The 25,014-nt window shown below is 64.6% G+C and carries 27 protein-coding genes and 1 pseudogene; 12 read left to right on the forward strand and 16 right to left on the reverse strand.

Annotated elements, in window-relative coordinates; all coding sequences use genetic code 11:
• Positions 1–101: 101 nt before the first annotated feature.
• A complete protein-coding gene (locus B9Y97_RS06930; protein ID WP_085526059.1) occupies positions 102–758 on the reverse strand; it encodes a peroxiredoxin in 657 nt (218 codons plus the stop codon).
• 182 nt (positions 759–940) lie between these two features.
• Between B9Y97_RS06930 and B9Y97_RS06935 the strand changes: the two genes are divergently transcribed.
• On the forward strand, positions 941–2,380 hold the full coding sequence (locus tag B9Y97_RS06935; RefSeq protein WP_085526060.1) for an aldehyde dehydrogenase family protein: 1,440 nt from the start codon (positions 941–943) through the stop codon (positions 2,378–2,380).
• Positions 2,381–2,469: 89 nt separating this feature from the next.
• Here B9Y97_RS06935 and B9Y97_RS06940 read toward each other — a convergent pair whose 3' ends face one another.
• The 5 genes from B9Y97_RS06940 to B9Y97_RS06960 are packed head-to-tail and all read right to left on the reverse strand — an operon-like array spanning position 2,470 to position 5,777.
• Positions 2,470–3,117: an RluA family pseudouridine synthase gene (locus B9Y97_RS06940; protein ID WP_085526061.1), complete on the reverse strand. Its 648-nt coding sequence runs from the start codon at positions 3,115–3,117 to the stop codon at positions 2,470–2,472.
• 44 nt (positions 3,118–3,161) lie between these two features.
• Positions 3,162–3,773, reverse strand: coding sequence for a LysE family translocator (locus B9Y97_RS06945; protein ID WP_085526062.1), 612 nt, complete (start codon positions 3,771–3,773; stop codon positions 3,162–3,164).
• The gene (locus B9Y97_RS06950; RefSeq protein ID WP_085526063.1) at positions 3,770–4,150 is read right to left on the reverse strand and encodes a GFA family protein; all 381 of its coding nucleotides are present in this window, start codon (positions 4,148–4,150) and stop codon (positions 3,770–3,772) included. Before B9Y97_RS06950 ends, B9Y97_RS06945 begins: the two co-directional genes overlap by 4 nt.
• Positions 4,144–4,593, reverse strand: coding sequence for a GAF domain-containing protein (locus tag B9Y97_RS06955; RefSeq protein ID WP_085526064.1), 450 nt, complete (start codon positions 4,591–4,593; stop codon positions 4,144–4,146). The genes B9Y97_RS06950 and B9Y97_RS06955 overlap by 7 nt, the downstream gene beginning before the upstream one ends.
• Positions 4,590–5,777: an acetyl-CoA C-acyltransferase gene (locus tag B9Y97_RS06960; RefSeq protein WP_254900869.1), complete on the reverse strand. Its 1,188-nt coding sequence runs from the start codon at positions 5,775–5,777 to the stop codon at positions 4,590–4,592. Before B9Y97_RS06960 ends, B9Y97_RS06955 begins: the two co-directional genes overlap by 4 nt.
• Before the next feature lie 94 nt (positions 5,778–5,871).
• On the opposite strand from B9Y97_RS06960, the gene B9Y97_RS06965 reads away from it, so the two are divergent.
• On the forward strand, positions 5,872–6,216 hold the full coding sequence (locus B9Y97_RS06965) for an STAS domain-containing protein (protein ID WP_085526065.1): 345 nt from the start codon (positions 5,872–5,874) through the stop codon (positions 6,214–6,216).
• Positions 6,206–6,709 carry an ATP-binding protein gene (locus tag B9Y97_RS06970; RefSeq protein ID WP_254900870.1) on the forward strand — a complete coding sequence of 168 codons (504 nt, stop codon included), beginning with the start codon at positions 6,206–6,208 and terminating at the stop codon, positions 6,707–6,709. The genes B9Y97_RS06965 and B9Y97_RS06970 overlap by 11 nt, the downstream gene beginning before the upstream one ends.
• Positions 6,710–7,048: 339 nt before the next feature.
• On the opposite strand, the gene hspQ is transcribed toward B9Y97_RS06970, so the two are convergent.
• On the reverse strand, positions 7,049–7,375 hold the full coding sequence (gene hspQ / locus B9Y97_RS06975; RefSeq protein ID WP_085526066.1) for a heat shock protein HspQ: 327 nt from the start codon (positions 7,373–7,375) through the stop codon (positions 7,049–7,051).
• A gap of 83 nt (positions 7,376–7,458) precedes the next feature.
• On the opposite strand from hspQ, the gene B9Y97_RS06980 reads away from it, so the two are divergent.
• Both B9Y97_RS06980 and B9Y97_RS06985 read left to right on the forward strand, forming a co-directional pair.
• A complete protein-coding gene (locus B9Y97_RS06980; RefSeq protein ID WP_085526067.1) occupies positions 7,459–8,340 on the forward strand; it encodes an AEC family transporter in 882 nt (293 codons plus the stop codon).
• A gap of 67 nt (positions 8,341–8,407) precedes the next feature.
• Positions 8,408–8,992: a transglycosylase SLT domain-containing protein gene (locus B9Y97_RS06985; protein WP_085526068.1), complete on the forward strand. Its 585-nt coding sequence runs from the start codon at positions 8,408–8,410 to the stop codon at positions 8,990–8,992.
• A 3-nt stretch (positions 8,993–8,995) separates the two neighbouring features.
• On the opposite strand, the gene B9Y97_RS06990 is transcribed toward B9Y97_RS06985, so the two are convergent.
• On the reverse strand, positions 8,996–10,222 hold the full coding sequence (locus tag B9Y97_RS06990; protein WP_085526069.1) for an FAD-dependent monooxygenase: 1,227 nt from the start codon (positions 10,220–10,222) through the stop codon (positions 8,996–8,998).
• Positions 10,223–10,304: 82 nt separating this feature from the next.
• On the opposite strand from B9Y97_RS06990, the gene B9Y97_RS06995 reads away from it, so the two are divergent.
• The 4 genes from B9Y97_RS06995 (at position 10,305) to B9Y97_RS07010 (ending at position 16,739) form a co-directional block, all read left to right on the forward strand.
• On the forward strand, positions 10,305–11,636 hold the full coding sequence (locus B9Y97_RS06995; RefSeq protein ID WP_085528147.1) for an amidase: 1,332 nt from the start codon (positions 10,305–10,307) through the stop codon (positions 11,634–11,636).
• 125 nt (positions 11,637–11,761) lie between these two features.
• On the forward strand, positions 11,762–12,943 hold the full coding sequence (locus B9Y97_RS07000) for an aminotransferase class I/II-fold pyridoxal phosphate-dependent enzyme (RefSeq protein ID WP_085526070.1): 1,182 nt from the start codon (positions 11,762–11,764) through the stop codon (positions 12,941–12,943).
• Between the two features lie 14 nt (positions 12,944–12,957).
• Complete coding sequence (locus B9Y97_RS07005) at positions 12,958–16,047, forward strand: DNA translocase FtsK (RefSeq protein WP_085526071.1); 3,090 nt, start codon at positions 12,958–12,960, stop codon at positions 16,045–16,047.
• Positions 16,048–16,136: 89 nt separating this feature from the next.
• Positions 16,137–16,739, forward strand: coding sequence for a LolA family protein (locus tag B9Y97_RS07010; RefSeq protein WP_085526072.1), 603 nt, complete (start codon positions 16,137–16,139; stop codon positions 16,737–16,739).
• Here the strand turns inward: B9Y97_RS07010 and B9Y97_RS07015 are convergent.
• The 4 genes from B9Y97_RS07015 to B9Y97_RS07030 all read right to left on the reverse strand — a co-directional run bounded on the left by B9Y97_RS07015 (position 16,736) and on the right by B9Y97_RS07030 (position 19,350).
• Complete coding sequence (locus B9Y97_RS07015) at positions 16,736–16,921, reverse strand: Trm112 family protein (RefSeq protein ID WP_085526073.1); 186 nt, start codon at positions 16,919–16,921, stop codon at positions 16,736–16,738. The two genes, B9Y97_RS07010 and B9Y97_RS07015, sit on opposite strands and share 4 nt — an antisense overlap.
• Positions 16,918–17,550 carry an LON peptidase substrate-binding domain-containing protein gene (locus tag B9Y97_RS07020; protein WP_085526074.1) on the reverse strand — a complete coding sequence of 211 codons (633 nt, stop codon included), beginning with the start codon at positions 17,548–17,550 and terminating at the stop codon, positions 16,918–16,920. Before B9Y97_RS07020 ends, B9Y97_RS07015 begins: the two co-directional genes overlap by 4 nt.
• A 1-nt stretch (position 17,551) precedes the next feature.
• Positions 17,552–18,463 carry a thioredoxin gene (trxA, locus tag B9Y97_RS07025; protein WP_085526075.1) on the reverse strand — a complete coding sequence of 304 codons (912 nt, stop codon included), beginning with the start codon at positions 18,461–18,463 and terminating at the stop codon, positions 17,552–17,554.
• A 98-nt stretch (positions 18,464–18,561) separates the two neighbouring features.
• The gene (locus B9Y97_RS07030) at positions 18,562–19,350 is read right to left on the reverse strand and encodes an exodeoxyribonuclease III (protein ID WP_085526076.1); all 789 of its coding nucleotides are present in this window, start codon (positions 19,348–19,350) and stop codon (positions 18,562–18,564) included.
• A 172-nt stretch (positions 19,351–19,522) separates the two neighbouring features.
• Between B9Y97_RS07030 and thpD the strand changes: the two genes are divergently transcribed.
• Positions 19,523–20,464 (forward strand): ectoine hydroxylase, encoded by a 942-nt coding sequence (gene thpD / locus B9Y97_RS07035; RefSeq protein WP_085526077.1) that lies wholly within the window; start codon positions 19,523–19,525, stop codon positions 20,462–20,464.
• A gap of 15 nt (positions 20,465–20,479) precedes the next feature.
• Here the strand turns inward: thpD and B9Y97_RS18335 are convergent.
• The 3 genes and pseudogenes from B9Y97_RS18335 to B9Y97_RS07045 form a co-directional block, all read right to left on the reverse strand.
• A pseudogene (locus B9Y97_RS18335) lies at positions 20,480–20,602 on the reverse strand (VOC family protein); the annotation flags it as partial.
• A 3-nt stretch (positions 20,603–20,605) separates the two neighbouring features.
• Positions 20,606–21,580 (reverse strand): glycosyltransferase family 2 protein, encoded by a 975-nt coding sequence (locus tag B9Y97_RS07040; protein ID WP_085526078.1) that lies wholly within the window; start codon positions 21,578–21,580, stop codon positions 20,606–20,608.
• 316 nt (positions 21,581–21,896) lie between these two features.
• Positions 21,897–22,583, reverse strand: a complete 687-nt coding sequence (locus B9Y97_RS07045) for a response regulator transcription factor (protein ID WP_085526079.1) — start codon at positions 22,581–22,583, stop codon at positions 21,897–21,899.
• Between the two features lie 155 nt (positions 22,584–22,738).
• Here B9Y97_RS07045 and ribA point away from each other — a divergent pair, with 155 nt between their 5' ends.
• Both ribA and B9Y97_RS07055 read left to right on the forward strand, forming a co-directional pair.
• Positions 22,739–23,824 (forward strand): GTP cyclohydrolase II, encoded by a 1,086-nt coding sequence (gene ribA, locus B9Y97_RS07050; protein WP_085526080.1) that lies wholly within the window; start codon positions 22,739–22,741, stop codon positions 23,822–23,824.
• On the forward strand, positions 23,824–24,333 hold the full coding sequence (locus B9Y97_RS07055) for a L,D-transpeptidase family protein (RefSeq protein WP_254900871.1): 510 nt from the start codon (positions 23,824–23,826) through the stop codon (positions 24,331–24,333). Before ribA ends, B9Y97_RS07055 begins: the two co-directional genes overlap by 1 nt.
• Here the strand turns inward: B9Y97_RS07055 and B9Y97_RS07060 are convergent.
• Positions 24,324–24,977 carry a YggS family pyridoxal phosphate-dependent enzyme gene (locus B9Y97_RS07060; protein WP_085526081.1) on the reverse strand — a complete coding sequence of 218 codons (654 nt, stop codon included), beginning with the start codon at positions 24,975–24,977 and terminating at the stop codon, positions 24,324–24,326. The two genes, B9Y97_RS07055 and B9Y97_RS07060, sit on opposite strands and share 10 nt — an antisense overlap.
• Positions 24,978–25,014: the final 37 nt, after the last annotated feature.

The following is a 25,014-nucleotide window of genomic DNA, read 5'->3' on the forward strand; positions in this document are numbered from 1 at the left end:
TTCTTGGGTCAAATACTCCGGGGGTCCGGGGGCAGCGCCCCCGGCCGCCGAAAGCAAAACCCCGCACGAAGGCGGGGTTTTTCTCTGTCAGCCTGTCAGGCTTACTTGTTCGGATCGGCCATGAAGCGCAGGTAGGGGAAGACCTCCTTGATCTCGCCGTACTTCGCCTTCGCGTCCTCCGTCGACATCGAGGGCGCCACGATCACATCCGCGCCCGGGGTCCAGTTCGCCGGGGTCCGCACAACCGAGCCATCGGTCGCCATCACCGCGTCAAGCGCGCGCAGAACCTCGGCAAAGTTGCGGCCCACCGACATCGGGTAGGTCATGCTGAGGCGCAGTTTCTTGTCCGGGCCGAAGATGAAGACGACCCGCACGGTTTCGCTGTCGGCCGCGGTTTTGCCCTCGGGCAGGTAGGCGTCGGCCGGGAGCATGTCGAGCGCCTTCGACACCGAAAGATCGGTATCGGCGATGATCGGGAAGGTCGCCGGGGCCTTTGCGAAGGTGGAGATGTCGCTCTTCCACTTCACGTGCTCCTCGACGCTGTCGACCGACAGGCCGATCACCTTCACGCCGCGCTTCTCCCACTCGTCGGCAAGCTGGGCGACGGCGCCGAACTCGGTGGTGCAGATCGGCGTAAAGTCTGCCGGGTGCGAGAACAGGATGGTGTAGCTGTCACCGATGAAGTCGTGCAGGTCGTATTCGCCCTGGTCGGTCTTGAGATGAATGTTGGGAACGGTTTCGTTGATGCGCAATCCCATGGATGCCTCCTGATGATCGAGTGTCTGTCGACGATTTAGATAATTTCTAAATCGCACTTGTGAACCACTTGAATAGGCCGTAGCCGCGCCGTTTCCGCAACCGCGACGGCGTGTCGCAGCCCGCCTTGTCCTCGCTGCGCGGCAGTGACAAAGTGGCGCCAAATCCGGAAAGGGAGAGAGACATGATCGAGAAACGCGAATTCTACATCAATGGCGCATGGGTCGCCCCCGAAACGCCGAACGACTGTGAGGTGATCGACCCCTCCACCGAGGAAGCCGTGGCGGTGATCTCGCTGGGATCGGCCGCCGATATCGACAAGGCCGTGGCCGCCGCCAAGGCCGCCTTCCCCGCGTGGATGGAAACGCCCCCCGCCGAACGCCTCGCTCTGGTCGAGAAGCTGCTCGATGTCTACCTCGCCCGCTCCGAGGAGATGGCCCAGGCGATGACGCTGGCAATGGGCGCGCCGATCGACATGAGCCGCAACAACCAGGTGGGTGCAGGCACCTTCCACATCAAGGAATTCATCGCCGCCGCGAAGAACTTCGAGTTCATCCGCCCGCTCTCCGACCGAGCGCCCAACGACCGCATCGTCTACGAGCCGGTCGGCGTCTGTGGCCTGATCACGCCGTGGAACTGGCCGATGAACCAGATCACGCTCAAGGTCGTCGCCGCCGCGGTCGCCGGCTGCACCATGGTGCTCAAACCCTCCGAGGAGAGCCCGCTCGACGCGATGCTGTTTGCCGAACTCATGCACGAGGCGGGCTTCCCGCCGGGCGTGTTCAACCTCGTGAACGGCGACGGCATGGGCGCAGGCACCGCGCTTACCGGGCACCCGGATGTCGACATGGTGTCGTTCACCGGCTCCACCCGCGCCGGCATCGCGATTTCCAAGAATGCCGCCGACACGCTCAAGCGCGTCCACCTCGAACTAGGCGGCAAGGGTGCCAACATCATCTTCGCCGATGCCGATGAGAAGGCGGTGAAACGCGGCGTGATCGACATGATGCAGAACACCGGGCAAAGCTGTAACGCGCCGAGCCGGATGCTGGTGCAGCGCGAGATCTATGAGCAGGCGGTGGAAGGCGCGGCGGCGATGGCCAACAGGATCGCCGTGGGAGACCCGCACGAGGAAGGCCGCCATATCGGACCCGTGGTCAACAAGGCCCAGTGGCAGAAGATCCAGGACCTGATCCAGAAGGGCATCGACGAGGGCGCGCGGCTGGTGGCCGGCGGCACCGGGTTGCCGGACGGGTTCAACCGTGGCTACTACGTCAAGCCCACTGTCTTCGCCGATGTCACCAACGACATGACCATCGCCCGCGAGGAGATCTTCGGCCCGGTGCTCTCGATCATCCCCTTCGACACCGAGGAAGAAGCGATCGCGATCACCAACGACACCGTCTATGGCCTGACCAACTACATCCAGACCCAGGACGCTGCCCGCGCCAATAGGGTGGCGCTCAAGGTGCGCTCCGGCATGGTCGAGATGAACGGCCAGTCGCGCAGCTTCGGCTCACCCTTCGGCGGCATGAAGCAATCGGGCAACGGCCGCGAGGGTGGCGTTTTCGGGATCGAGGATTTCCTCGAGATCAAGGCGATCGGCGGCTGGGCGAACGACTGAGCCAGCGACACCGACAAGACCCGCCGGGGGCGCGCTGCCCCCGGCCCTTCGCCCTCACAAGGCCTGATTGGCGTCGGCGAAATGCCCCGTCAGAACGGAGCCTTCGCCGAAAAGCTCATCCCCTTGCCGCTCTCCGGATGCCGAAGCCGCAGGTTCTCGGCGTGCAGCATCAGGCGCGGAAACTCCCGCGCAGCACCTTCCGCATAGAACGGATCGCCCAGGATCGGGTGGCCGATTTCCTTCATGTGAACCCGCAACTGGTGGCTGCGCCCGGTTTGCGGGTAGAGCCGCACGCGGGTGGTGCCGTCTTCGTGGCGCAGCACCCGCCAGTCGGTCACCGCGGGCTTGCCGCGCTCGAAATCGACGTGTTGCAAGGGCCGGTTCGGCCAATCCACGATCAGTGGCAGGTCGATCCGCCCGGTCTTCTCCACCACCTGCCCCCAGACCCGCGCGAGATAGGTTTTTTTCGCCTGCCGTTTCTCGAACTGCAGCCCGAGGTTGCGCTGGGCATGCGGCGTCAGGGCAAAGACCATCACCCCGGAGGTATCGCGATCGAGCCGGTGGACAAGCAGCGCCTCGGGGAAGGCCGCCTGCACCCGCGCCAGCAGGCAATCGGCGAGGTGCTCGCCCTTGCCGGGTACGCTCAGCAGGCCCGCGGGCTTGTTCACCAAGAGAACCTCGTGATCCTGGTGGATGATCTCCAGAGGCGTATCGGGTGGGGTGTAGGCGTCGCTCATTCCGGCCCTCTGGCAGAGCCTGCGCCGGATCGCAAGCCCTTCGCCTACTCCGCGACGAGCCGCAGCGCGAGCAGCGCGAAGACCGCGGCGGCAACCTTGCCCATCCATCCCGTGGCCCGCCCCAGCACCTTGCCCGCGATCCCGGCAAGGGCACCGTAACCGGCGGTGACGAAAAAGCCGGTGAGGGAAAACATCAGGCCCAGAACGAGGATCTGCTGCCAGACCGGCCCGCTCTCCGGGATCGTGAACTGCGGCAGGAAGGCGAGCACGAACAGCGCCACCTTGGGGTTGAGCGCGTTGGTGACAAAGCCGCGCCGCACCGCCCGGCCGAGCGCCGCTGCACCGGGCACATCCCGCACCGGACCAGCCCGCCAGTATTTTACCGCGAGAAACAGGAGATAGCCCGCGCCAAGCCAGCGCAGCGCCTCGAAGGCGACGGGCGAGGCGGCAAGCAGCGCCGCCAGCCCCGCCGCCGCAAGCGCGGTATGCAGGAGCCCGCCCAGCGCCACCCCGAAGGCCGCCGCCACGCCTGCGCGCGGTCCGCCCGCAAGCCCGGAGGCAGAGGCGAACATCACGTCCGACCCCGGCGTGAGGTTCAGCAGCAGGCCCGCACCGAGGAAGGTGGCGACGCTTACCGGATCGAGCCCGGCGATCACCCCTCGCCCTCCTGCTTCATCTCGGTCTCGGCGATGTCGTAATAGTCGCCCTTGTCCTCGGTGAAAATATGGCGACCAAGCCGCAAGCCGGTCGGCCCGTCCACCGCGCCGAGGGCGAAATCCATGTTGCCTGAGCCATGCTCCTGCCAGAACAGCGACGATCCGCAGACCGGGCAGAAGCCGCGCCGTGCTCTCGGGCTGGCCTCGAACCAGCGCACCTCGCCGTCAATCTCGATCCCGTCCTCGGCCACCACGGCCGCAGCCCAGACATGGCCCGACATCTTGCGGCACTGGCTGCAATGGCAGGCCGCCGGGTCGAACGGCGCGCCGGTGACGGTGAAGCGCACCGCGCCGCAAAGACAGGACCCTTTCAGCATGGCGCGAAAACCTCCGCGAGAATGGCGGCAAGCGCCTCGGCGTCTGCCTCGGTAAAGGCGGCGGGCCGGTCACTGTCGATGTCAAACACGGCGATCAACTCGCCCTTGCCGTTCCAAACCGGCAGCACCAGTTCGGAGCGAGTCGACGCGGCACAGGCGATGTGGCCGGGAAACGCCTCGACATCCTCCACCAACTGCACCTCGCCGCTGCGGGCCGCCGCACCGCAAACGCCGCGCTCGAACGGGATCACGAGGCAGCCGTGCCCGCCCTGGTACGGGCCGATCTTGAGCAGGCCGGGAGCAACGACGCGGTAAAAACCTGTCCAGTCAAAGCGGTCGTCGAAATGGTGCACCTCGCAGGCGACCGTGGCCATCAGGGCAACCGGATCGTTCTCGCCCGCACAGAGCGCCGCGATCCGCTGGTGAAGCTCGCCGTAGGTCATTGCGCCCGCTCCACCGCCATGGCCGTGGCCTCGCCGCCGCCGATGCAGATCGCGGCAACCCCGCGCCGCGCGCCGCGCCGCTCCATTGCGTGCAGCAGGGTAACGAGAATGCGTGCCCCGGACGCGCCGATCGGGTGGCCCAGCGCACAGGCACCGCCGTGGATGTTGAGCCGGTCATGCGACACGCCAAGCGCGCGCATGAACAAAAGCGGCACGATAGCAAACGCCTCGTTGACCTCCCAGAGATCGACCGCATCCGCCGACCAGCCCGCCCGATCCAACACCTTGCGGGCGGCGTCGATTGGCGCCGAAAGAAACTCGGCAGGGGCCTGCGCATGGCCGGCATGGGCCACGACCCGCGCGCGGATCTTGAGCCCGAGCGATTCGGCGGTGCCTTGGGAACACATCACGAGCGCCGCAGCACCATCGGAGATGGAAGACGAGTTTGCCGCCGTCACCGTGCCGCCCTCGCGAAAGGCCGGGCGCAACCGGGCGATCTTGTCTGGATTGGACCGGCCGGGCTGTTCATCGGTGTCTACGGTGTTCGATCCGCCCCGCCCGGGCACGTTCACCGGCACGATCTCGGCCTCGAAAGCCCCATCCGCCTGCGCTGCGAGGGCACGCGCAAGGGAGGCGCGGGCATAATCGTCCTGCGTTTCGCGGCTCAGATCGTGGGTGCCCGCGCAATCCTCGGCGAAACTGCCCATCAACCGGCCTTCCTCGTAGGCATCTTCGAGCCCGTCGGTGAACATGTGGTCGAGCACCGCACCATGGCCGATCCGCTGCCCCGCCCGCATCCGGGGCAGGATGTAGGGGGCCTGCGTCATGCTTTCCATACCGCCCGCAACGATCAGCCCTTCGGCACCGAGCGCCAGCGCATCATGCGCCATCATCGCCGTTTTCATGCCCGATCCGCACATCTTGTTGACAGTCGTGGCGGGCACATTGGCACCCAGCCCGGCCGCGAAACCCGCCTGCCGCGCCGGGGCCTGCCCCTGGCCTGCCATCAGAACGTTGCCCAGGAGCAGGTCGCGCACGTCGTCACGCCGGGCACCGGCATCGTCCAGTGCAGCCTCGATCGCCCGCGCGCCAAGCGCCGATGCCGACAGGGGCGCAAACGCGCCCTGGAAGCTGCCCATCGGCGTGCGGGCCGCCCCGGCGATGACGATGCTGGCGTTGTTCAAGTTTTTCCTCCGAAACCGGCACGGCACTTACCGAATGGTAACGCCCGGGCCCTACCTTCCCTCAAAACGAACCCCGGGGCAAAGGAGAAAGGCCATGGAACTCGTCTGCCATGACAGCACCGAATTGAGGGTGATCGAGGTGGCCGAATCGCGGATCGATGCGGCGGTGGCGATCCAGTTCAAGGACAGGATGCGCACATTGTCCGACGATGGGCCAATGCGGGTGATCCTCGATCTCTCTCGCGTCACCTTTCTTGACAGTTCGGGCCTCGGTGCCGTGGTTGCCGCGATGAAGCAAATGGGCAGTGGGCGGCGGCTGGAGCTGGCCGGGCTGACCCCAACCGTCGCAAAGGTGTTTCGGCTCACCCGGATGGATACCGTTTTCACCATTCACCCCGATCTTGCACCCTTCGAGGCAGGCCTCGGCCATGCTCGATAGGTCGTTCGGCTTCATGGGAACGGCCCGGGATCATATTGTCGGCCCATCGGGTGGGGAGAAGCGGTATCACGATGTCTTTCCGGGCGATGCGCATTCGGTGCGCGCGGCGCTCAAGTCCGCCATGCGGGCGTTCCGGGAAATGGAGATCGCCGACGAACAGACCGGCGTTGTCGAAATCGTGCTGGCGGAAGTGCTCAACAACGTGGTCGAGCACGCCTATGCCGAACATGGCCGCGGGGTGATCGAGCTTGATGTGAGGCGCGAAGGGCACCGGCTCAACTTCATGATTCGGGATGATGGCCGCCCGATGCCGGGCGGCAACACGCCCGTTGGCAGGCCGCATGATCTTGATGTGACGGCGGACGATCTCCCCGAAGGTGGGTTCGGTTGGTACCTGATCCGCGAACTCACGCAAGGCTTGACCTATCGCCGCTCCGGCAACCGAAACGATCTGCGCTTTCACATTCCCCTCAGCGCGCGCAGGCATGATTGAACGCAGGGCCAAGCCCGTAGTTGCGCCAAACGCACCAATTGCCTCAAAAACGCCCGATTGGCTCCCAACCATGGACCGATTGTTGCGCGAGACAGAAGGGGTAGCTGCATAGGCTTCCCTCGGTGTCGCGTCCAACAGCCCCCACCCAGTGCGCGGCACCGAGGTTCATTTTCCCGGCACAACATCCGCAAATGCACCAGCCGTGCTCCGCCCGAGGCAAAACACCGTCGCGCTGCAGGCATGGATGGTGTCAATGCCGTGGGAAAAGCCGACAAAAGGCCGACGATTTGCCGACGATTTGCAGACATACGCCACGCCCACGCACGGCCGACCGTGCCTTCAGTTCAACTGGAAGTGCAGCGGGTAATGCCCATCCTCGAACTCCCCGAACAGCTCGGGCACATCGGGATGATCCACCGGCTCACCGGAATAATCGGCAATGAGGTTCTGCTCGGAGACATAGGCAACATAGTAGCTCTGATCGTTCTCCGCGAGCAGGTGATAGAAAGGCTGATCCTTGGAAGGGCGGCTGTCTTCCGGGATGGCCTCATACCATTCATCGGTGTTGCTGAATGCGGCATCGACATCAAAGATCACCCCCCGGAAGGGGTGCTTCCGATGGCGGACAATTTGCCCGAGATGATATTTTGCCCGTGTTTTTAGCATGGTCCAACAGCTCCCGCCCAATTAGTAATGCCTCGCACCCGGACTTGTCCATGCAGGGTGGCCGATTTTGTGGGAAACAGACTGTGAACCTCACCCTGACAGTGATCGAGATCGTCGCGCCGGTATTCCTGTTGGCCCTGATCGGCTTTCTCTGGGTCCGTCTGGGCTTCGAATACCGAATCGAGTTCGTCACCCAACTTGCCATGACGCTTTCGGTTCCTGCGCTGATCTTCACGGCCTTGATGAAAACCGAGATCGAGCCCGCCGCGCTCACCACGCTCTCGCTCGCCTCGGTCGCGGCCTATGGCGCGATCACGGTGGTGGCCTGGATCGGTGCCCGGCTGGCCGGGCTGGATCTGCGTACCTACCTGGCACCGCTGACCTTTGGAAATACCGGCAACCTCGGGCTGCCGCTTGCCCTCTTTGCCTTCGGCGAGACGGGCTTGAGCTATGCCGTTGTGGTTTTCGCCGTCATGGCGGTCTGGTCGTTCACTTTCGGGGTCTGGATCGTCGCCGGGGGTGGCTCTCCGATCAAGGCGCTCAAGGAGCCTTTGGTCTGGGCCACCCTGCTGGGCGCGCTGTTTCTCTGGCAGGGCTGGCAAACCCCGAAATTCCTCACCAATACCCTCGACCTCGTGGGCCAGCTTGCGATCCCGTTGATGCTGATCACGCTTGGCGTGGCGGTGGCCCGGCTCCGCCCGGCCGGGCTTGGCCATGCGTTCTTGCTCTCGCTGGTGAAGGTCGCCGCCACGGTCGCGATCGGCTGGGGCATCGGCCTTGCTTTCGGCCTAGCCAGCGTGCCCTTCGCGGTGCTCGTGCTGCAGGTCTCCACGCCGGTGGCCGTGACTTCCTACATGCTGGCAACGAAATACGGGGCCGATGCCGATGCGGTGGCGGGGCTTGTCGTTGTCTCCACCCTCACCGCCGTGGCAACGATACCGCTCACGCTCGCGTTTCTGATCTAGCCCCATTTCCTCGCCGGCAACTTTCCGCTATGGTGGCCGGAAAATAATAAAATGTTGCGAGGGGCAGATGAGCAGACTTCTTCGCACGATCATACTTCTTGTGCTTGTCGCCTCTTGCGGCAGCAAGGATTTCCGGGCGCCGCGCAACCTCGACGACGCCTGTTCGATCGTGGACCAACGGCCGAAATACCTGCGCGCGATGAAACAGGCCGAGCGCAAGTGGAACGTGCCGGTGCCGGTGCAGATGGCGATGATCTATCAGGAATCAAAGTTCATCGGGAACAACCGCACGCCGATGCGCTATACGCTGGGCGTGATCCCGATGGGGCGGCAAAGCTCGGCCTATGGCTACGCCCAGGCGCTCGACGGCACCTGGAAGGAATACCAGGCCAGCGCCGGGCGGCGCTTCTCGAAGCGCGACGACATCAAGGACGCGACCGATTTCATGGGTTGGTACATGAACCTGACCCTGAAGGAAACCGGCGTACCGCTGAACGATAGCCGGAACCAGTATCTCGCCTATCATGACGGTCGCACGGGCTATCTGCGCGGCAGTTACAAGAGCAAGACATGGCTCCTGAGGATCGCCGACGAGGTTGCCGAGCGCGCCTTGATGTATGATCAGCAACTGAGGCTTTGCGGCAAGCGCTGAGCCTCAGATCTGCCGCCCCTGCAACAGCTTTGGCAGATCGCCCGTCAGCCCCGCCGCCTCCCGGATGAAGCCCCGGCGCAAGCTCGGCATGGCATTCACGGCTCCGAGCCCGATATCGCGCACGGTCCGCAGGATAGGGTTATCGTTCGAGAACAACCGGTTTACCGTTTCGGTTGCGGTGACCATGCTGGCCACGTCGAAACGCCGCCATTGCTGGTAACGGTCGAGCACGTCGATCCGACCGTAATCCTCGCCGCGCCGTTTTGCCAAGGTGAGCACCTCCGCCAGCGCACCCACGTCTTTCAACCCGGCATTGAGGCCCTGCCCCGCGATCGGGTGCATCCCGTGCGCGGCGTCGCCGACGAGCGCGAGGCGGTCGGCCACGAAAGTATTGGCAACGGTGAGGTTGAGCGGGTAGGTGAAACGCCGCCCGGCAAGACTGATCTCGCCGAGGAAATCGCCAAACCGCGGGCGCAGTTCTTCGAGATAACCGGCATCATCAAGCGCATGGATGCGTGCGGCCTCGGCATGGCTTTCCGTCCAGACGATGGAGCACTGGTTGCCGGGTAACGGCAGGATCGCGAGCGGCCCCGGCGGCATGAAGAACTGGTGCGCGACGCCGTGGTGCGGCTTTTCATGCGCGATGGCGCAGACCAGCGCGGTCTGGCCGTAATCGTGGCCGTGCCGCCCGATCCCGGCGCGCTCCGCCACGCCCGAGCGCCGCCCGTCACAGCCCACCACCATGCGGCCGGTAAGCGCCTTGCCGCTGTCGAGCGTGAGGGTGACGCTGGCCGGCCCAACCTCCTGCGCCGTCACCAAGGCGCCGTCGATCAGGGTGACCTTCGGGTGCGCAGTCATCGCTTCCAGGAGTGCGCTGGCAAGAAAACGGTCTTCCACCATGTAGCCCATCGGGCCTTCGTCAAGCTCGCCGTTGTCGAACTCCAGCACGAAAGGTCCGGGGCCGGAACCGGGCTTGCCATCCGAAATGCGGATCTCCAGCAACGGCGTGGCATTGTCCGCCACCCTGCCCCAGACCCCTATGGCCTTGAGCAACCGCTGCGAGGCGAGCGCCAGCGCGTAGCCACGTCCGTCGAATTCGTCTTCGCCGCGCGTGCCGGCCTTCAACGCGTCGATCACCGTCACGTCGAAGCCCGCATCGCCCAGCGCCAAAGCAAGTGCCGGGCCGTTGAGCCCGCCGCCCACGATCAGGATACCGCTATCGAGTTTCATACAACCATATTTGGCGCGGGAGATCGGGATTGTCCATGCGCTCGCGCGCCGCTACCGTCGCGTCCAAATCGGAGGGATGCGGATGGCGGATGACTGGCGGTTGATGAGCGCAGGCGATCTCGGGCGGGCAATCGGTGCCGGGCAGATCGACCCGGTGGAGCTTGCCGGGGCCTTTTTCGATGCGATCAGGGCGCACCCGCTGCACACCCGCATCTTTGCCCGGCTCACCGAAGCACGCGCCATGGCCGAGGCCGAGGCGGCGGCGATGCGTGCGAAAGCGGGCACCCGGCGCGGGCCGCTCGACGGCGTGCCGGTAAGCTGGAAAGACCTTTTCGACACCGCCGGCGTGGCCACGGAAGCAGGCTCGGCCCTGCTGGCCGGGCGGGTGCCCGAGCATGATGCCGAGGTGGTCGCCAATGCCACCGCGATGGGGTTGGTGGGCCTGGGCAAAACCCATATGTCGGAGCTTGCCTTCTCCGGGCTGGGGCTCAACCCGGTGACCGAAACGCCGCCTTGCGTGAACGAGGCCGAAGCCGTCTCGGGCGGGTCGTCTTCCGGCGCCGCGACATCCGTGGCCTTCGGCCTCGCACCCGGGGCGATCGGGTCGGACACCGGCGGATCGGTGCGCATTCCGGCGGCGTGGAACGATCTCGTGGGGTTGAAAACAACGTCGGGGCGGCTTTCGCTCAAGGGCGTGGTGCCGCTGGCCGCTCGTTTCGACACGGTCGGCCCGCTCTGCCGCAATGTGGAGGATTGCGCGCTGTTTCTTGCCGCGCTCGAAGGGCGCGCGGGCACCGTCGACCTGGAGGGCGCAAGCCTTCGCGGTCGGCGCTTCCTGATTCTCGAAAACGGGTTGCGCGATGTGCGCGATGGGCCGATGGCCGGGTTCGAGCGCGCCGTCGCGCGGCTGTCGGATGCTGGCGCGGACATCGATCGCGCGCTTCTCGATCCTGTCGACGAAGCGATGGAGATGTCGGCAATCCTTTATACCACCGAGGCTTATGCCGCATGGCGCGAGGTGATCGAGGCCCGGCCGCACCTGATGTTCGACCAGATCCTCGAACGTTTCCGCGCGGGCGGCACATTCGGTGGCGCTGATTTCGTCGCCGCATGGCAGAAGCTCGATCGCCTCCGCGCCGAGTTCCATCGGGTCACGGCCGGGTATGATGCGGTGATCCTGCCCACCGCGGTCAACCTGCCGCCCAAGGCGGAAAGGTTGATGTCCGACCACGATTATTACGTGACCGAGAACCTGCTCACGCTCAACAACACCCGCATCGGCAATCTCATGGGCGGTGCGGCGTTGACCTTGCCAACAGGGGTGGCCTCGACGGGTATCATGCTGCTCGGCGCCCCCATGGGAGAGGAGCGGTTGCTGCGGATAGGGGCTGCTGCCGAGGCCGCCTTGGCGTAAAAGACACATATCGCCACCCCAAGCAGCGGGATTTCCTGCCTTTTTCTGGACCGCGAGGCGCTGACCGGCTATTCTGTGGGAAATCGGGGCGCAAATGACCCCGAAACCAGAGGCAGATACAGGCGATGACGTTTCCCGAGCGGTTTTCCGGCTTGCCAGAATATGCATTCCCGCGGTTGCGGCGGCTGCTCGACGCCCATGCGCCGGGCGGCGAGGTGGTGCATATGACCATCGGCGAGCCGAAACACGAAATGCCGGATTTCGTCGGCGAAGTGCTCGCTCAGAACCTTGCGGGCTTCGGGCAATACCCCTCCAACGAGGGCACGGCAGAGTTGCGTGCGGCGATATCGGGCTGGATTGCGCGGCGCTACGGTGTCACCGTCGACGCCGACAGCGGGATCGTGACGCTCAATGGCACCCGCGAAGGGCTGTTCAACGCGGCCATCGCGCTCTGCCCTGAGGAGGTGCGCGGGCAACGGCCCGTTGTGCTCATCCCAAACCCGTTCTACCAGGTTTATGCGGTCGCCGCGCTGGCGGTCGGGGCCGAGCCGGTGTTCGTGCCGGCCACGGAAGACACCGGGTTTCTGCCCGACTACACGGATTTGCCCAAGGATATCCTGAACCGCACCGCCATTGCCTATCTCTGCTCGCCGTCCAACCCGCAAGGCGCGGTGGCGAGCCGCGAGGATTGGGCCACGCTGATCGCGTTGGCGGAAAAGCACGATTTCCAGATCTTCGCCGACGAGTGCTATTCGGAAATCTATCGCGAAACTCCGCCTGCGGGCGCGCTGGAAGTGGCAACCGAGGGCGGGGCCGACCCCGAGCGCGTGGTGATCTTCCATTCGCTCTCGAAACGCTCGAACCTGCCGGGCCTGCGCGCGGGCTTCGCCGCCGGCGGGCCGGAAAGCATCGCGCGCATGAAACAGCTTCGCGCCTATGCCGGCGCACCTTTGCCGCTGCCGCTCCAGCGCGTGGCCGAGCGGGCCTGGACCGACGAGGCGCATGTGGATGCCTCGCGCGGGCTTTACCGCGAGAAATACGCCGTTGCCGATGCCGTTTTCGGCGATGTGCCGGGCTATCATCCGCCGCAGGCCGGTTTTTTTCTTTGGCTGCCGGTCGAAGACGGCGAGACGGCGGCTCTGAAGCTGTGGACCGAAACCGGCGTGCGGGTGTTGCCCGGTGCCTACCTCGCCCGCGAGGTGGACGGCTTCAACCCCGGCAAGGGCTTTATCCGGGTTGCCCTGGTGGCCCCAAGAGACGAGACGGCGCAGGGCCTCGAACGGCTCAAGCGCTGCCTTTACGCATAGGAACGAGGTAAGGAATGGCATATCAGGCGAAAGGGCGTGACCCGATCTTCGACAGCACGACGCAGGCGCTGATCGAGCAAAGGGGCAAGGAACTTCTCGGCCTCGGGCTGCTGACACTGGCAGCGGCGCTGGGCATGATCCTCGGCTCCTACTCGCCCGAGGATCCGGGCTGGCTCGCTGCAACCGACGGCCCGGCGCAAAACCTGCTCGGGCCTATCGGGGCCAACATCGCCTCGCCGCTCGCGTTGATCATCGGCATGGGCGCATGGGGTATCGTCGCCGCGCTCGTGGCATGGGGCGCGCGCTTCGTGCTTCACCAGGGCGAGGAACGCGCGCTGGGGCGTGCCATCTTCGTGCCGATCGCCGTGGCGCTGGCCTCGGTCTATGCCTCGACACTCGTTCCCGGGCCGGGCTGGAGCCACACTTTCGGCCTTGGCGGGTTGTTCGGCGACACCATGCTGGGTGCCGTTCTCGGCGTGCTCCCGGTCGATCCGGCGCTCGGGCTGAAGGCGCTATCGTTCGTTGTTGGGTTCACGATGCTGGCGATCGGTGCCTTTGCGCTGGGCTTCTCACTTGGCGAGTTGCGCCGCTTCGGCGTGTTTCTGGTTGCCGGCGTGGTCATGACCTATGCCGGGCTTCACAAGATCACCCGTCTTGGCCTGCGCGGTGCGGCAATCGGTGTGGCCGTCGGCGCAACCGGCGCGATGCGCGGGGCGGCGGCGATGAAGCAGCGACGGGCGATGAAGTGGGCGCAAGATCCGGACTGGGGCGAGGACTATGACTTCGCCGAAGACGAAAGCGATTTCTCCGCGCCGCCGCCGCTGCATGCCAATCGCGTGGCCCGGGCCGAGCCGCCGGTCGCGCGTGGCCATTCCGAGCCCCGGCCCCATGTCAGCACCCATGCGCCAAGGTCGACAACCGCGCCGCAGCCCCAGCCAGCACCGCCGCAGCGCCAAGGGCTTCTCGCCCGTGTTCAGGGGCTGGCCAAGCGCGCGCAAGAGCCGCAAATCGAACCCGAACTCGTCGAGCAACCGCCCTACCTCGGGGCCGTGCCGGAGGGGGCAGGGGCATCTGACCGGATCAGCGCCAAGATTGCCAATGCGCTCATGGCGCGACGCGGACAGGCCCCCGAAACACCGGCAATACAGGTGCCGGAAGGGGACGAACCGATGTCGCCGATGTCGGCGGCCATCGCCTCGGCCGCAGCGCGCGCCAAGGCACGCAAGGAGGCCGCGGCCGCCAACCTGCGCGCCGAGCCTCCGCTCATGCGCGGGGCCGCATCCCAGCCTTCGCAATCGCAGGTACCGCCGCTCGAGGAACACAATACCTTTGAGAAGAACGGATCCGCACCGCAGATGTCCGATCACGGGTTGCATGAGGAAGACTCCGATCTCTGGGAAGACGATTTCGACGCCGACATGATGCCCGATCACGAAACGAACCTTGCCGCCGCAACTTTCGCGGCCCGAGCCGTGTCAACGCCTCCCGCGCGCAAGGTCGTGCAGCACACCGCCCACAGGACCGCACCCTCCAACCGTGCGCGGGCCGAGGCCCAGCCCTCCCTCAATTTCGACGAGGCCGCGGAGACCTACGAACTGCCCCCGCTCGGCCTCCTGACCGATCCGTCCTCGGTCGAACGCCATCACCTCTCCGACGAAGCGCTGGAGGAAAACGCCCGGATGCTCGAAGCCGTGCTCGATGATTACGGCGTGAAGGGCGAGATCGTGAGCGTGCGCCCGGGCCCCGTGGTGACGATGTATGAGCTTGAACCGGCACCCGGCCTCAAGGCCAGCCGCGTGATCGGGCTGGCCGACGACATCGCCCGCTCGATGTCGGCGCTTTCGGCCCGGGTTTCCACCGTGCCGGGCCGTTCGGTGATCGGCATCGAACTGCCAAACGAATACCGTGAAAAGGTGGTGCTGCGCGAGATCCTCTCGGCGCGCGACTTCGGCGATACCAATTCGCGCCTGCCGCTCGCGCTTGGCAAGGATATCGGCGGCCGCCCGATCGTGGCCAACCTTGCCAAGATGCCCCACCTCCTGATCGCCGGCACCACCGGCTCGGGTAAATCGGTGGCGATCAACACCATGATTCTCAGCCTTCTCTACCGGCTCACGCCGGAAGAATGCCGGCTGATCATGATCGACCCGAAGATGCTGGAGCTCTCCGTCTACGACGGCATCCCGCACCTTCTGAGCCCGGTGGTTACCGATCCCAAGAAGGCGGTTGTCGCCCTGAAGTGGGTCGTCGGCGAGATGGAAGAGCGCTACCGCAAGATGTCGAAGATGGGTGTGCGCAACATCGAGGGCTACAATGGTCGGGTGAAGGATGCGCTCGACAAGGGCGAGATGTTCAGCCGCACGGTGCAGACCGGGTTCGACGAGGAAACCGGCGAGCCGATTTTCGAGACGGAAGAGTTCCAGCCGGTGAAGCTGCCCTATATCGTCGTCGTGGTCGACGAGATGGCCGACCTGATGATGGTGGCGGGCAAGGAGATCGAGGCCGCGATCCAGCGGCTGGCGCAGATGGCGCGGGCGAGCGGGATTCACCTCATCATGGCCACGCAGCGCCCCTCGGTCGACGTGATCACCGGCACGATCAAGGCCAACTTCCCCACCCGGATCAGTTTCCAGGTGACCTCGAAGATCGACAGCCGCACCATTCTGGGCGAACAGGGGGCCGAGCAGCTTCTGGGCATGGGCGACATGCTCTACATGGCCGGCGGCGCGCGGATCACCCGGGTGCATGGGCCCTTCGTGAGCGACGAGGAGGTGGAGGAGATCGTCAACCACCTCAAGAGCTACGGCATGCCCGAATACGTCTCGGGCGTGGTGGAAGGCCCCGACGAAGACAAGGCCGCCGATATCGACGCGGTGCTCGGCCTCAATACCGGCGGCAACACCACCGGCGACGATGCGCTCTACGACCAGGCCGTGGGCATCGTGATCAAGGACCGCAAGTGCTCGACCTCCTACATCCAGCGCAAGCTCGGGATCGGTTACAACAAGGCCGCCCGTCTGGTGGAACAGATGGAGGACGAGGGGCTGGTGAGCGCCTCCAACCATGTTGGCAAACGCGAAATTCTCGTTCCGGAGCAGCATTAACGGCGTGTTATCGCCTATCACGCCGCGATGCGGCAGATTTGAAGTGCGGGCGTGCTGGAATCGCCCGCGCTTTTGCCTAGGTAAGTGCCATGACCCTGACCCGATTCTTCCTCGCGCCCCTGATGGTGGCGCTGACCGCGCTCCCGGCTATGGCCGAGAAGCTCCCGCTCACCGAGCTTTCACGCTACATCAACGAGCTGACCACGCTGGAAGCCGAGTTCACCCAGATCAACGCTGACGAGACAATCTCGACCGGCCAGATCCTGATCAATCGCCCGGGCCGCGCGCGTTTCGAATATGACCCGCCGGAGCAGACCCTGGTTATTGCCGGTGGCCAACAGCTCGCGGTGTTCGACGGCAAGTCCAACACCGGGCCGGAGCAATACCCGCTCAAGGAAACGCCGCTGAACCTGATCCTCGCGCGCGATGTCGATCTGGACCGGTCCGGCATGGTGGTGGCGCATGATTACGACGGCACCGCCACGGTGGTGACGGCGCAAGACCCCGAGAACCCGCAATATGGCAATATCCAGTTGATGTTCACCGCCGATCCGATCGAGCTTCGGCAATGGGTGATCACCGATGGATCGGGTTCGCAAACCACGGTGATCCTCGGCGCACTGGAAACCGGCATGCGCTTCAACACTGCGACGTTCTCGATCACCGCCGAAATCGAGAGCCGCAACCGTTAACCGTTGAGCTTGCGAGCCTCATCCACCAGCATGATCGGGATGCCGTCGCGCACCGGAAAGGCAAGCCCGGCCGCATCTGAAATCAGCTCCTGCCGCTCGGCATCGTAGCGCAAACGCGTCTGCGTCAGCGGGCAGACCAGGGCTTCGAGCATGCGGCGGTCGTGGGCGGGAAGATCGGTCATTGCAGGTTGTCCTCGGTGCCGCCCGCGAGGGCATATTCCATCAGCGCCGCAAGCGTTTCACGCCGTGTGCTGAGCGAGGGCGCTTCGAGCAGCGCCTGCTTGTCTTCGGGGGCGAAGGGCAGAAGAATTGCCAGAGAATTGATCAATAGCTCATCGTCGGCTTCTTCGAGGCTTTCCCAATCCGTCCGCAGATCGGACACGTCGAAATAGCGCGCGAGCAGATCAAGGAAGGGGGTGCGGTCGAAGCCGGAATCTTTTTCCGCCGCGCCAAGATCGCGCTCGAACCCGTCCCAGTTGACCTTGGCCGTCAGGTAAGGGCGAAAACCGTCCTCGATCGTGCCCATCCGAAACCGGCTGACCCCGGTGAGCGTGATCATGTAGCGGTGATCGTCGGTCTCGCTGAACTGCGTGATCCGCCCGGCGCAGCCGATCGAATGCATCCGCTCGCCTGCGTCGTCGGCAGGCTGGATCATCCCGATCAGCCGTTCGGGCGTTTTCAGCACGTCTTCCAGCATCGCAAGGTAACGCGGCTCGAAAATGTGCAGCGGCAGCCGGGCGCGCGGCAAGAGCAGCGCCCCCGGCAGGGGAAAGAGCGGAATACGCTCGGGCAGATCGGCGCGCGAGAACATCTCAGGCAAACATCAGCGACGAAAGCTTGCGCCGCCCGGCGAGAGCCACGGGATCGTTTGCCGCGAGCGCATCGAAGATGGTGAAGAGCTGCGTCTTCGCGGCGCCATCGTTCCAGTCGCGGTCGCGCCGGAAAACTTCGAGCAACTCATCCACCGCGCCCTGGATATCGCCGCTGGCATGCAGCGCCTTGGCGAGATCGTAGCGCGCCTGGTGATCGGCCGGATCGGCGGCCACCTTTGCGCGCAACTCTTCCACCGGCCCGGCCTCGGCGGCCTGGCGGGCAAGCGCGATCTTGGCATGGGCGCCGTCGATCTCGGCTGAATGGCTGATCTCGGCCGGTGCCCCGTTCAGGATTGCCTCGGCCTCGTCGAGTTCGCCCTCGGCGATCTTGACCCGCGCAAGGCCGGCATAGGCTGCGGCCGAGGAGGGATCTTCCTCGATGATCGCCGCGAAAGTCTGCGCCGCGTCGTCGAGCGCGCCCGCGTCCAGCATCTCGTTGGCGGAAGCGATCGCGGCGGCAAGCGGCCCCTCGGCGGCGAGCGCGGCCATCTTGTCGACGAACTGGTTCACCTGGCTTTGCGGCAGCGCGCCCTGAAAGCCGTCAACCGGCTGACCATCGTGGAAGGCATAGACCGTCGGGATCGACTGAACCCGCAACTGGCCCGCCACCTGCTGGTTCTCATCGACGTTGATCTTGACCATCTTGACCTTGCCGCCAGCGGCGTTCACCGCCGCTTCCAGCGCCGGGCCAAGCGTGCGGCAGGGCCCGCACCACGGTGCCCAGAAATCGACGATCACCGGAACCTCCTTGGAGGCCTCGATCACGTCTTCCATGAAGGTCGCTTCGCTGATTTCCTTCACCAGCGCGTCACCCGTCGCGGGTGCTGCACTGGTCTGTCCCATCTCAAGCATGGATCACTCCTGTTATCTCGTGTTGCCCCCAATATGGGCCTCCTGCGCGCCCACTCCAACCCCGCGCGCGCGACGCGGCGCTTTGCCTCGTCACAAAGCTACAGATCGAAGGTGGCAAACACCGGCGCGTGATCGGAAGGCTGCGCCCAGCCGCGCACCTCGCGGCGGATCCGGCTGGAATGGGCGGCATTGGAAATATCGGGCGTGGCCCAGATATGATCGAGCCTGCGGCCCTTGTCGGCGGCGTCCCAGTCCGGGGCACGGTAGGACCACCACGAATAGAGGTTGCCCTCGGGAATATCCTGCCGGGTGATATCGACCCAGCGCCCGGCTTCCTGTGTCTGGGCGAGGTGTTCCACCTCTACGGGGGTATGGCTGACCACTTTCAGGAGTTGCTTGTGGTTCCACACATCATCTTCGCGCGGCGCGATGTTGAGATCGCCCACGAGGATCGAGCGCTCGAATTGCTCATCGCGGAACCAGTCACGCATTTCGGTGAGGTAATCGAGTTTCTGGCCGAATTTCTCGTTGATCGCCCGGTCGGGTTTGTCGCCCCCGGCGGGAACGTAGAAATTGTGGATCACCACGCCGTTCTCAAGCCGCGCCGCCACGTGGCGGGCGTGTCCCAAGCCCGCGAAATCCATCTCGCCCATGTCTTCCAGCGGCATTTTCGACAAGATCGCAACGCCGTTGTAGCCCTTCTGCCCACGCGCAACCATGTGGGTATAGCCCAGCGTGCGAAAGCCTTCGGTCGGGATCTTGTCCACCGGGCTCTTGCACTCCTGCAGGCACAGGACGTCGGGCGCATCCTCTTCCAGCAGCCGGCGCACGAGACCTTCGCGCAGCCGCACGCTGTTGATATTCCAGGTGGCAAGCGTGTAAGTCATATGGGTCTCCGGGTCGCTGTTTTGCGCCGACCCTATCCATGGCGGCGGCCGAGTTCCAGCGCCGACGCGCGGAACTCAAAACCAAACCGCCACGTTTCCCAGTGTATGCCGGGTGAACCGTCTTCGTGCCGGCCGAGACTCGAAAAACAATCGTTCAGAGAGGATCGAAGAAATGAATGTTACAGAATCTATCGCACAGATCGACCAGGAAGATCTCTACCCCACGCGCCTGCCCGACGCCGAACAGATCACGGACCGCCGCGATCCGGTATTGTGGTCGGACTGGACTGAGGATGCCCCGATTTCACGCGAGGAGGCCGAGCGCTACCGCGAGGATGGCTACCTCGTGCTCAAGGACTTGTTCAGCCGCGAGGAGGTCGAACGATTGATTGAGGCGGGTGCCGAACTGCGTGCCGCCGGTGAGCGGATACGCTCCGACGACCTGGTGACCGAACCGGGGCTGAACGAGGTGCGCACGATCTTTCGGCTCGACGAGCATTCGCCCATCTTCCGGCGCCTCGCGCATGACCGGCGCCTCGCCGGGGTCGCCGAGTTTCTGCTGGACGATCGCGTCTACATTCACCAGTCGCGCCTGAACTACAAGCCGGGCTTCACCGGCAAGGAGTTCTACTGGCATTCGGACTTCGAGACCTGGCACGCCGAGGACGGGATGCCGCGGATGCGCGCTGTGTCGGCCTCCATCCTGCTGACCGACAATTCAGCCCTCAATGGCCCGCTGATGCTGGTGCCGGGATCGCACAAGCGGTTCGTGGCCTGCAGGGGTGAGACGCCCGAACGCAACCACGAGACATCGCTGAAGAAGCAGGAGATCGGTGTGCCGCAGTCGGAAACAATTGTGCGCATGGTCGATGAGCTTGGGCTTGATGCCGCGACCGGCCCGGCGGGCACGGTAATCTTTTTCGAGTGCAATACCCTGCACGGATCGAACGGCAACATCACGCCTTTCCCGCGTTCGAACGCGTTCTTCGTGTTCAACGCATTGTCGAACCGGGTGACAGCCCCCTTTGCCGCGCCGCGCCCGCGCCCGGCCTACTTGTCGCGCCGCGAACCGCTGGTTGCGATCGACCCGATCGACGGACCGATCACCGGGTGAGGCCTGCGTGCAGGACACGTCCTTCCATTCGATCCCGTCGCCATCGCGGAAGTAGAACCGCCGTCCCTGCTCGACGTCGGCGTGGGTATGCGGGTCGAGGCCCAGCGCCTTCACCCGCGCCTCGATGGCGTCGAGATCGAGTCAGGCGGCCTTGTCGAGCGCTGCGTCGATCTGGTCAACAAGCGGCACCAGATCGGCATCCCCACGCATTTCGGTGATCTTGCCCCGATACCAGTCGACCGACTGCTCATGCAAAGCCCGCAATTCCGCATCGTTCATGAAGGTATCGAGCCAGCGGCCCACCGCGCGATCATAGCGCCGGATCGAGGTATCCTCGACATCGTTCAGATCGAAACGCTGCCAGTATTCCATGCCGAGGACGTGCGACATGTGGTTCGCCCGACCACGCGCGCGCTTCACGAGGAAGGTGTCGGCCGCACGCAGGGCATAATGGTTGACCTGTGCAACCTCGAAAGACGGACGCGCATCGGTCGGTTCGCCGCCGACAATGAAAGGCGTGCCGCCGGGAAGCACCGTCTTGATATTTCCCGCCCACTCCTCGCTCGGAATCGGCGCATGCAGACCGACACGCTTGAACCGATCGAGACCGGTGAACAGCGACTTCTTGAACTTGCCCGCCTTGCCGCGCTTGTCGGGCGCGTGCTCGGCAAGGGTGAACTGCCTGGTCACCGGTTGATCCTCGAAACCTTGAACGCCACTCGGGCCAAACACCCTCCAGGGCACCGAAATCACGTCTGCATCAGGGCCGGATGCCGCAACCAGCGCGCGCACCGAGCCATCGCCGACATGCACGTTCAGGAACTCATCGGCGTCGCATACGAAGATCCAGTCCGCATCCTTGACCTCGCGGTAACGCCGCGATTGCTTCAAGGCAGACCGGTGTATTCCTGCCCGCGGCCAGATCCTTGTTGCATGGTGGCGCACCAGCCCACGCTCTTGCAGCGCCCTGAGAAGTTCTGTCGTGGTGTCTTCGCAATCGTTGGTGCAGACCACCATGTGGTCAAATCCCAACGCCTTGTAATGGGCCACCCACTCAAGAATGAACGGACCTTCATTCTTCATCGTGGAGACCACGGTAAAGCTCTGCTCTGCCATTTTTTACCTGCTCGATTTTTTGCCCGGCTTTTTCGCCAGTTTTGTTATGCATTGAATCTTTGCAGAAAATCGCTTTGCACTCAAGCATTGCTTGGGTAAACGGCAGCACACTGTGCCCCCCAATGCAGCGCAGAAGACCGGCCCGTAAAAAAAGACCCGGGCGATGCCCGGGCCAGTCCAACAGGGAGGATTCCGCGTCATGACCCCGACGCGAACAGGGGAAGAGATTGATGCAATCTACGAAACAATCGTGATCAATTACACGTATACCGCGTAAAATGGGCAACATTGTGGCATTCAATCAGCCCTGTGGCAATCATGCAACAAGTCGGTAGCCGCCGCTCTCGGTCACCAGCAGGCGCGCGTTCGAGGGATCGGGTTCGATCTTCTGGCGCAAACGGTAGATATGGGTTTCCAGCGTGTGGGTCGTCACGCCCGCGTTGTAGCCCCAGACCTCGTGCAGCAATACCTCACGGGCCACCACGCCATCCTGAGCGCGGTAGAGGAACTTCAGAATGTTGGTTTCCTTCTCGGTCAGGCGGATCTTGCGGTCTTCTTGCGTGATCAGCATCTTCATCGCCGGCTTGAAGGTATAGGGGCCAAGCTGGAAGATCGCGTCTTCGCTCTGCTCGTGCTGGCGCAGTTGCGCGCGGATACGCGCAAGCAGCACCGGGAACTTGAACGGCTTGGTGACATAGTCATTTGCGCCTGAATCGAGGCCCAGAATGGTGTCGGCGTCGCTGTCGTGGCCGGTCAGCATCACCACGGGGCACTTCACACCCTGCTTGCGCATGAGCTTGCACAGCTCGCGCCCGTCGGTGTCGGGCAGGCCGACATCGAGGATAACGAGATCGAAAATGCCCTCGCGGGTTTTCTGCATCGCCTCGGCGCCATTACCGGCCTCGAACACGTCGAAATCGTCGGTCATCACGAGTTGCTCGGCCAGCGCCTCGCGCAGATCCTCGTCGTCGTCGACGAGCAGAATGTTCTTGTGGGTCGCCATGTTGCACCTCCGCGTTGTCTTGAATCTATCTGAGGCGGGATCACGCATGCGGCAATAATTGCTGCAAAGCCCTCACGCGGACGTGTCGGGAGACCGGTAATTGTTTCACATTTTCGCGCAAAAGCCTATCTAGGGGCGTGAATTCGAGGAACAACATGGCACTCAGGCCCGACACCAACGAACTGATCGCGCGCGCGCGGGCCGACCTGCGGATGGGCGTTCCGGTGGTGCTGGGCATCGAGGGTGCGGCGGCGCTGGTGGCGGCGGCGGAAACCCTCTCTGCCGACCGACTGGCAAGCCTGCGGGGCCTCGGTGCGCCGTTCCTCGCGATCACGCCGCGCCGGGCCGATACGCTGAAAGCCCGCGCCTATTCCGAGCACGTGGCCCGGGTGATCTTGCCCGACAGCGGCAAGGTGGACTGGATCCGAAATGTCGCCGACCCGGCGGATGACCTGATGATGCCGATGAAAGGCCCGCTCGAAACCATGCGGGGCGGCGAAGAGCGTATCGCGCGGGCCGCGATCGTGCTGGCGAAAACCGCGCAGCTTCTGCCCGCGGCCGTGGTCGTCGCTGTCGAGGACGGACCGGGCACCGCCACGGCCAACGGGCTGACCTGGCTCGACCTCACCGGGCAGGATCTGGGTGCCGAAACCAGCGCGCTCTCGGAGATCGCCGCGGCCCGGGTGCCAATTGCGGCAAGCCAGGCCGGCCGGCTGCACATCTACCGCCCCAAGGATGGCGGCGAGGAGCATTATGCCATCGAGATCGGGCGGCCCGACCGTGCCCGGCCGGTTCTTGCCCGGCTGCACTCGGCCTGTTTCACCGGCGACGTTCTGGGCAGCCTGAAATGCGATTGCGGCCCACAGCTTCACGCCGCGCTGGAGGCCATGGCGCGCGAGGGCGCGGGTGTGCTGCTCTACCTCAACCAGGAGGGGCGCGGGATCGGCCTCGCCAACAAGATGCGCGCATATTCCTTGCAGGATCAGGGTTTTGACACGGTCGAGGCGAATCACCGGCTGGGCTTCGAGGATGACGAGCGCGATTTTCGGATCGGCTCGGAAATTCTCAAGAGTCTCGGCTTTCATGCCGTGCGGCTGATGACGAACAACCCGCGCAAGGTGTCGATGATGGCGGCCACGGGCATCGAGGTGACCGAACGGGTGCCGCTGAAGGTGGGCGAAAGCGATCACAACCGCGCCTATCTCGCCACCAAGGCGGCGAAATCGGGCCACCTGCTGTGATGCCGCGCCGTGCCGACATGGTGGTGACGCGTTGGGGCGCGCGCTTCATGGGGCGGCGCTTTCCGGTAGCCATAGGGCGCGGCGGGGTGACGAAGGAGAAACGAGAAGGCGACGGGGCCACGCCCGCCGGGGTGTGGCACCTGCTGCACGGCGGTTACCGGGCCGACAGGGGCGCGCGCCCGGCCACGGCCCTGCGTCTCGACCGCATCGGCCCGCGCGATCTCTGGTCGGACGACCCGAACGACCCGGACTATAACCAGTGGCTCACCGGCTCGGTGCATCGGTTTTCGCACGAGACGCTGCGGCGGGCCGATCCGCTCTATGATCTCGTTCTGGCGAGCGATTGGAACTATCCGCTGGCCGTGCCGGGACGGGGTTCGGCGATCTTCGTGCATGTCTGGCGGCGGCCGCGCTACCCCACGGCGGGGTGCATCGCCTTCCAACGCAATCACCTTGTCTGGATCGTGGCGCACTGGCGGCGGGAAAGCCGGATCATCGTTCAACCGTAATCACGTTCCCCGAAAATGGCAGACCCGACGCGCACGTAAGTTGCCCCCTGCGCCACGGCCTTCTCGAAATCGCCCGACATGCCCATGGAAAGCTCAGGCACCCCGTTGCGCTCGGCGATCTTTTTCAAGAGCGCGAAATGCAGCGAAGGCTCCTCCTCCACTGGCGGGATGCACATCAACCCCTCGACCTCCAGCCCGAGCGCGCGGCACTCGGCGATGAAGGCATCGGCCTCGGCGGGCATCACGCCCGCCTTCTGGTCTTCCTCGCCGGTGTTGATCTGCACGAAAAGCTTGGGGCAGGTGCAAAGCTCATCCTTCAGCCGGGCGATGGTGCGGGCGAGCTTGGGCCGGTCGACGGTTTCGATGGCGTCGAAAAGCTGCATCGCCTGGCGGGCCTTGTTGGTCTGCAAGGGGCCGATCAGGTGCAGTTCGACATCTGGAAAGCGCTCGCGCAACTCGGGCCATTTGCCCGCCGCTTCCTGCACCTTGTTTTCGCCAAACAGCCGGTGGCCCTCTTCCAGCACGGCGATCACCCGCTCGATGGGCTGCACCTTGGAAACGGCGATCAGCCGGGTCGACCCCGGCGCGCGGCCCACGCGGGCTTCTTCGGCCTGGATGCGGGCGGAAATGTCGGAAAGCGGCATCGGCGGTCCTCCAGCGTTTGCGCCCTGAGAGACCACA

The sequence above is a fragment of the Maritimibacter sp. HL-12 genome (assembly GCF_900177545.1).
In the GTDB taxonomy this organism is placed as follows: domain Bacteria; phylum Pseudomonadota; class Alphaproteobacteria; order Rhodobacterales; family Rhodobacteraceae; genus Sinisalibacter.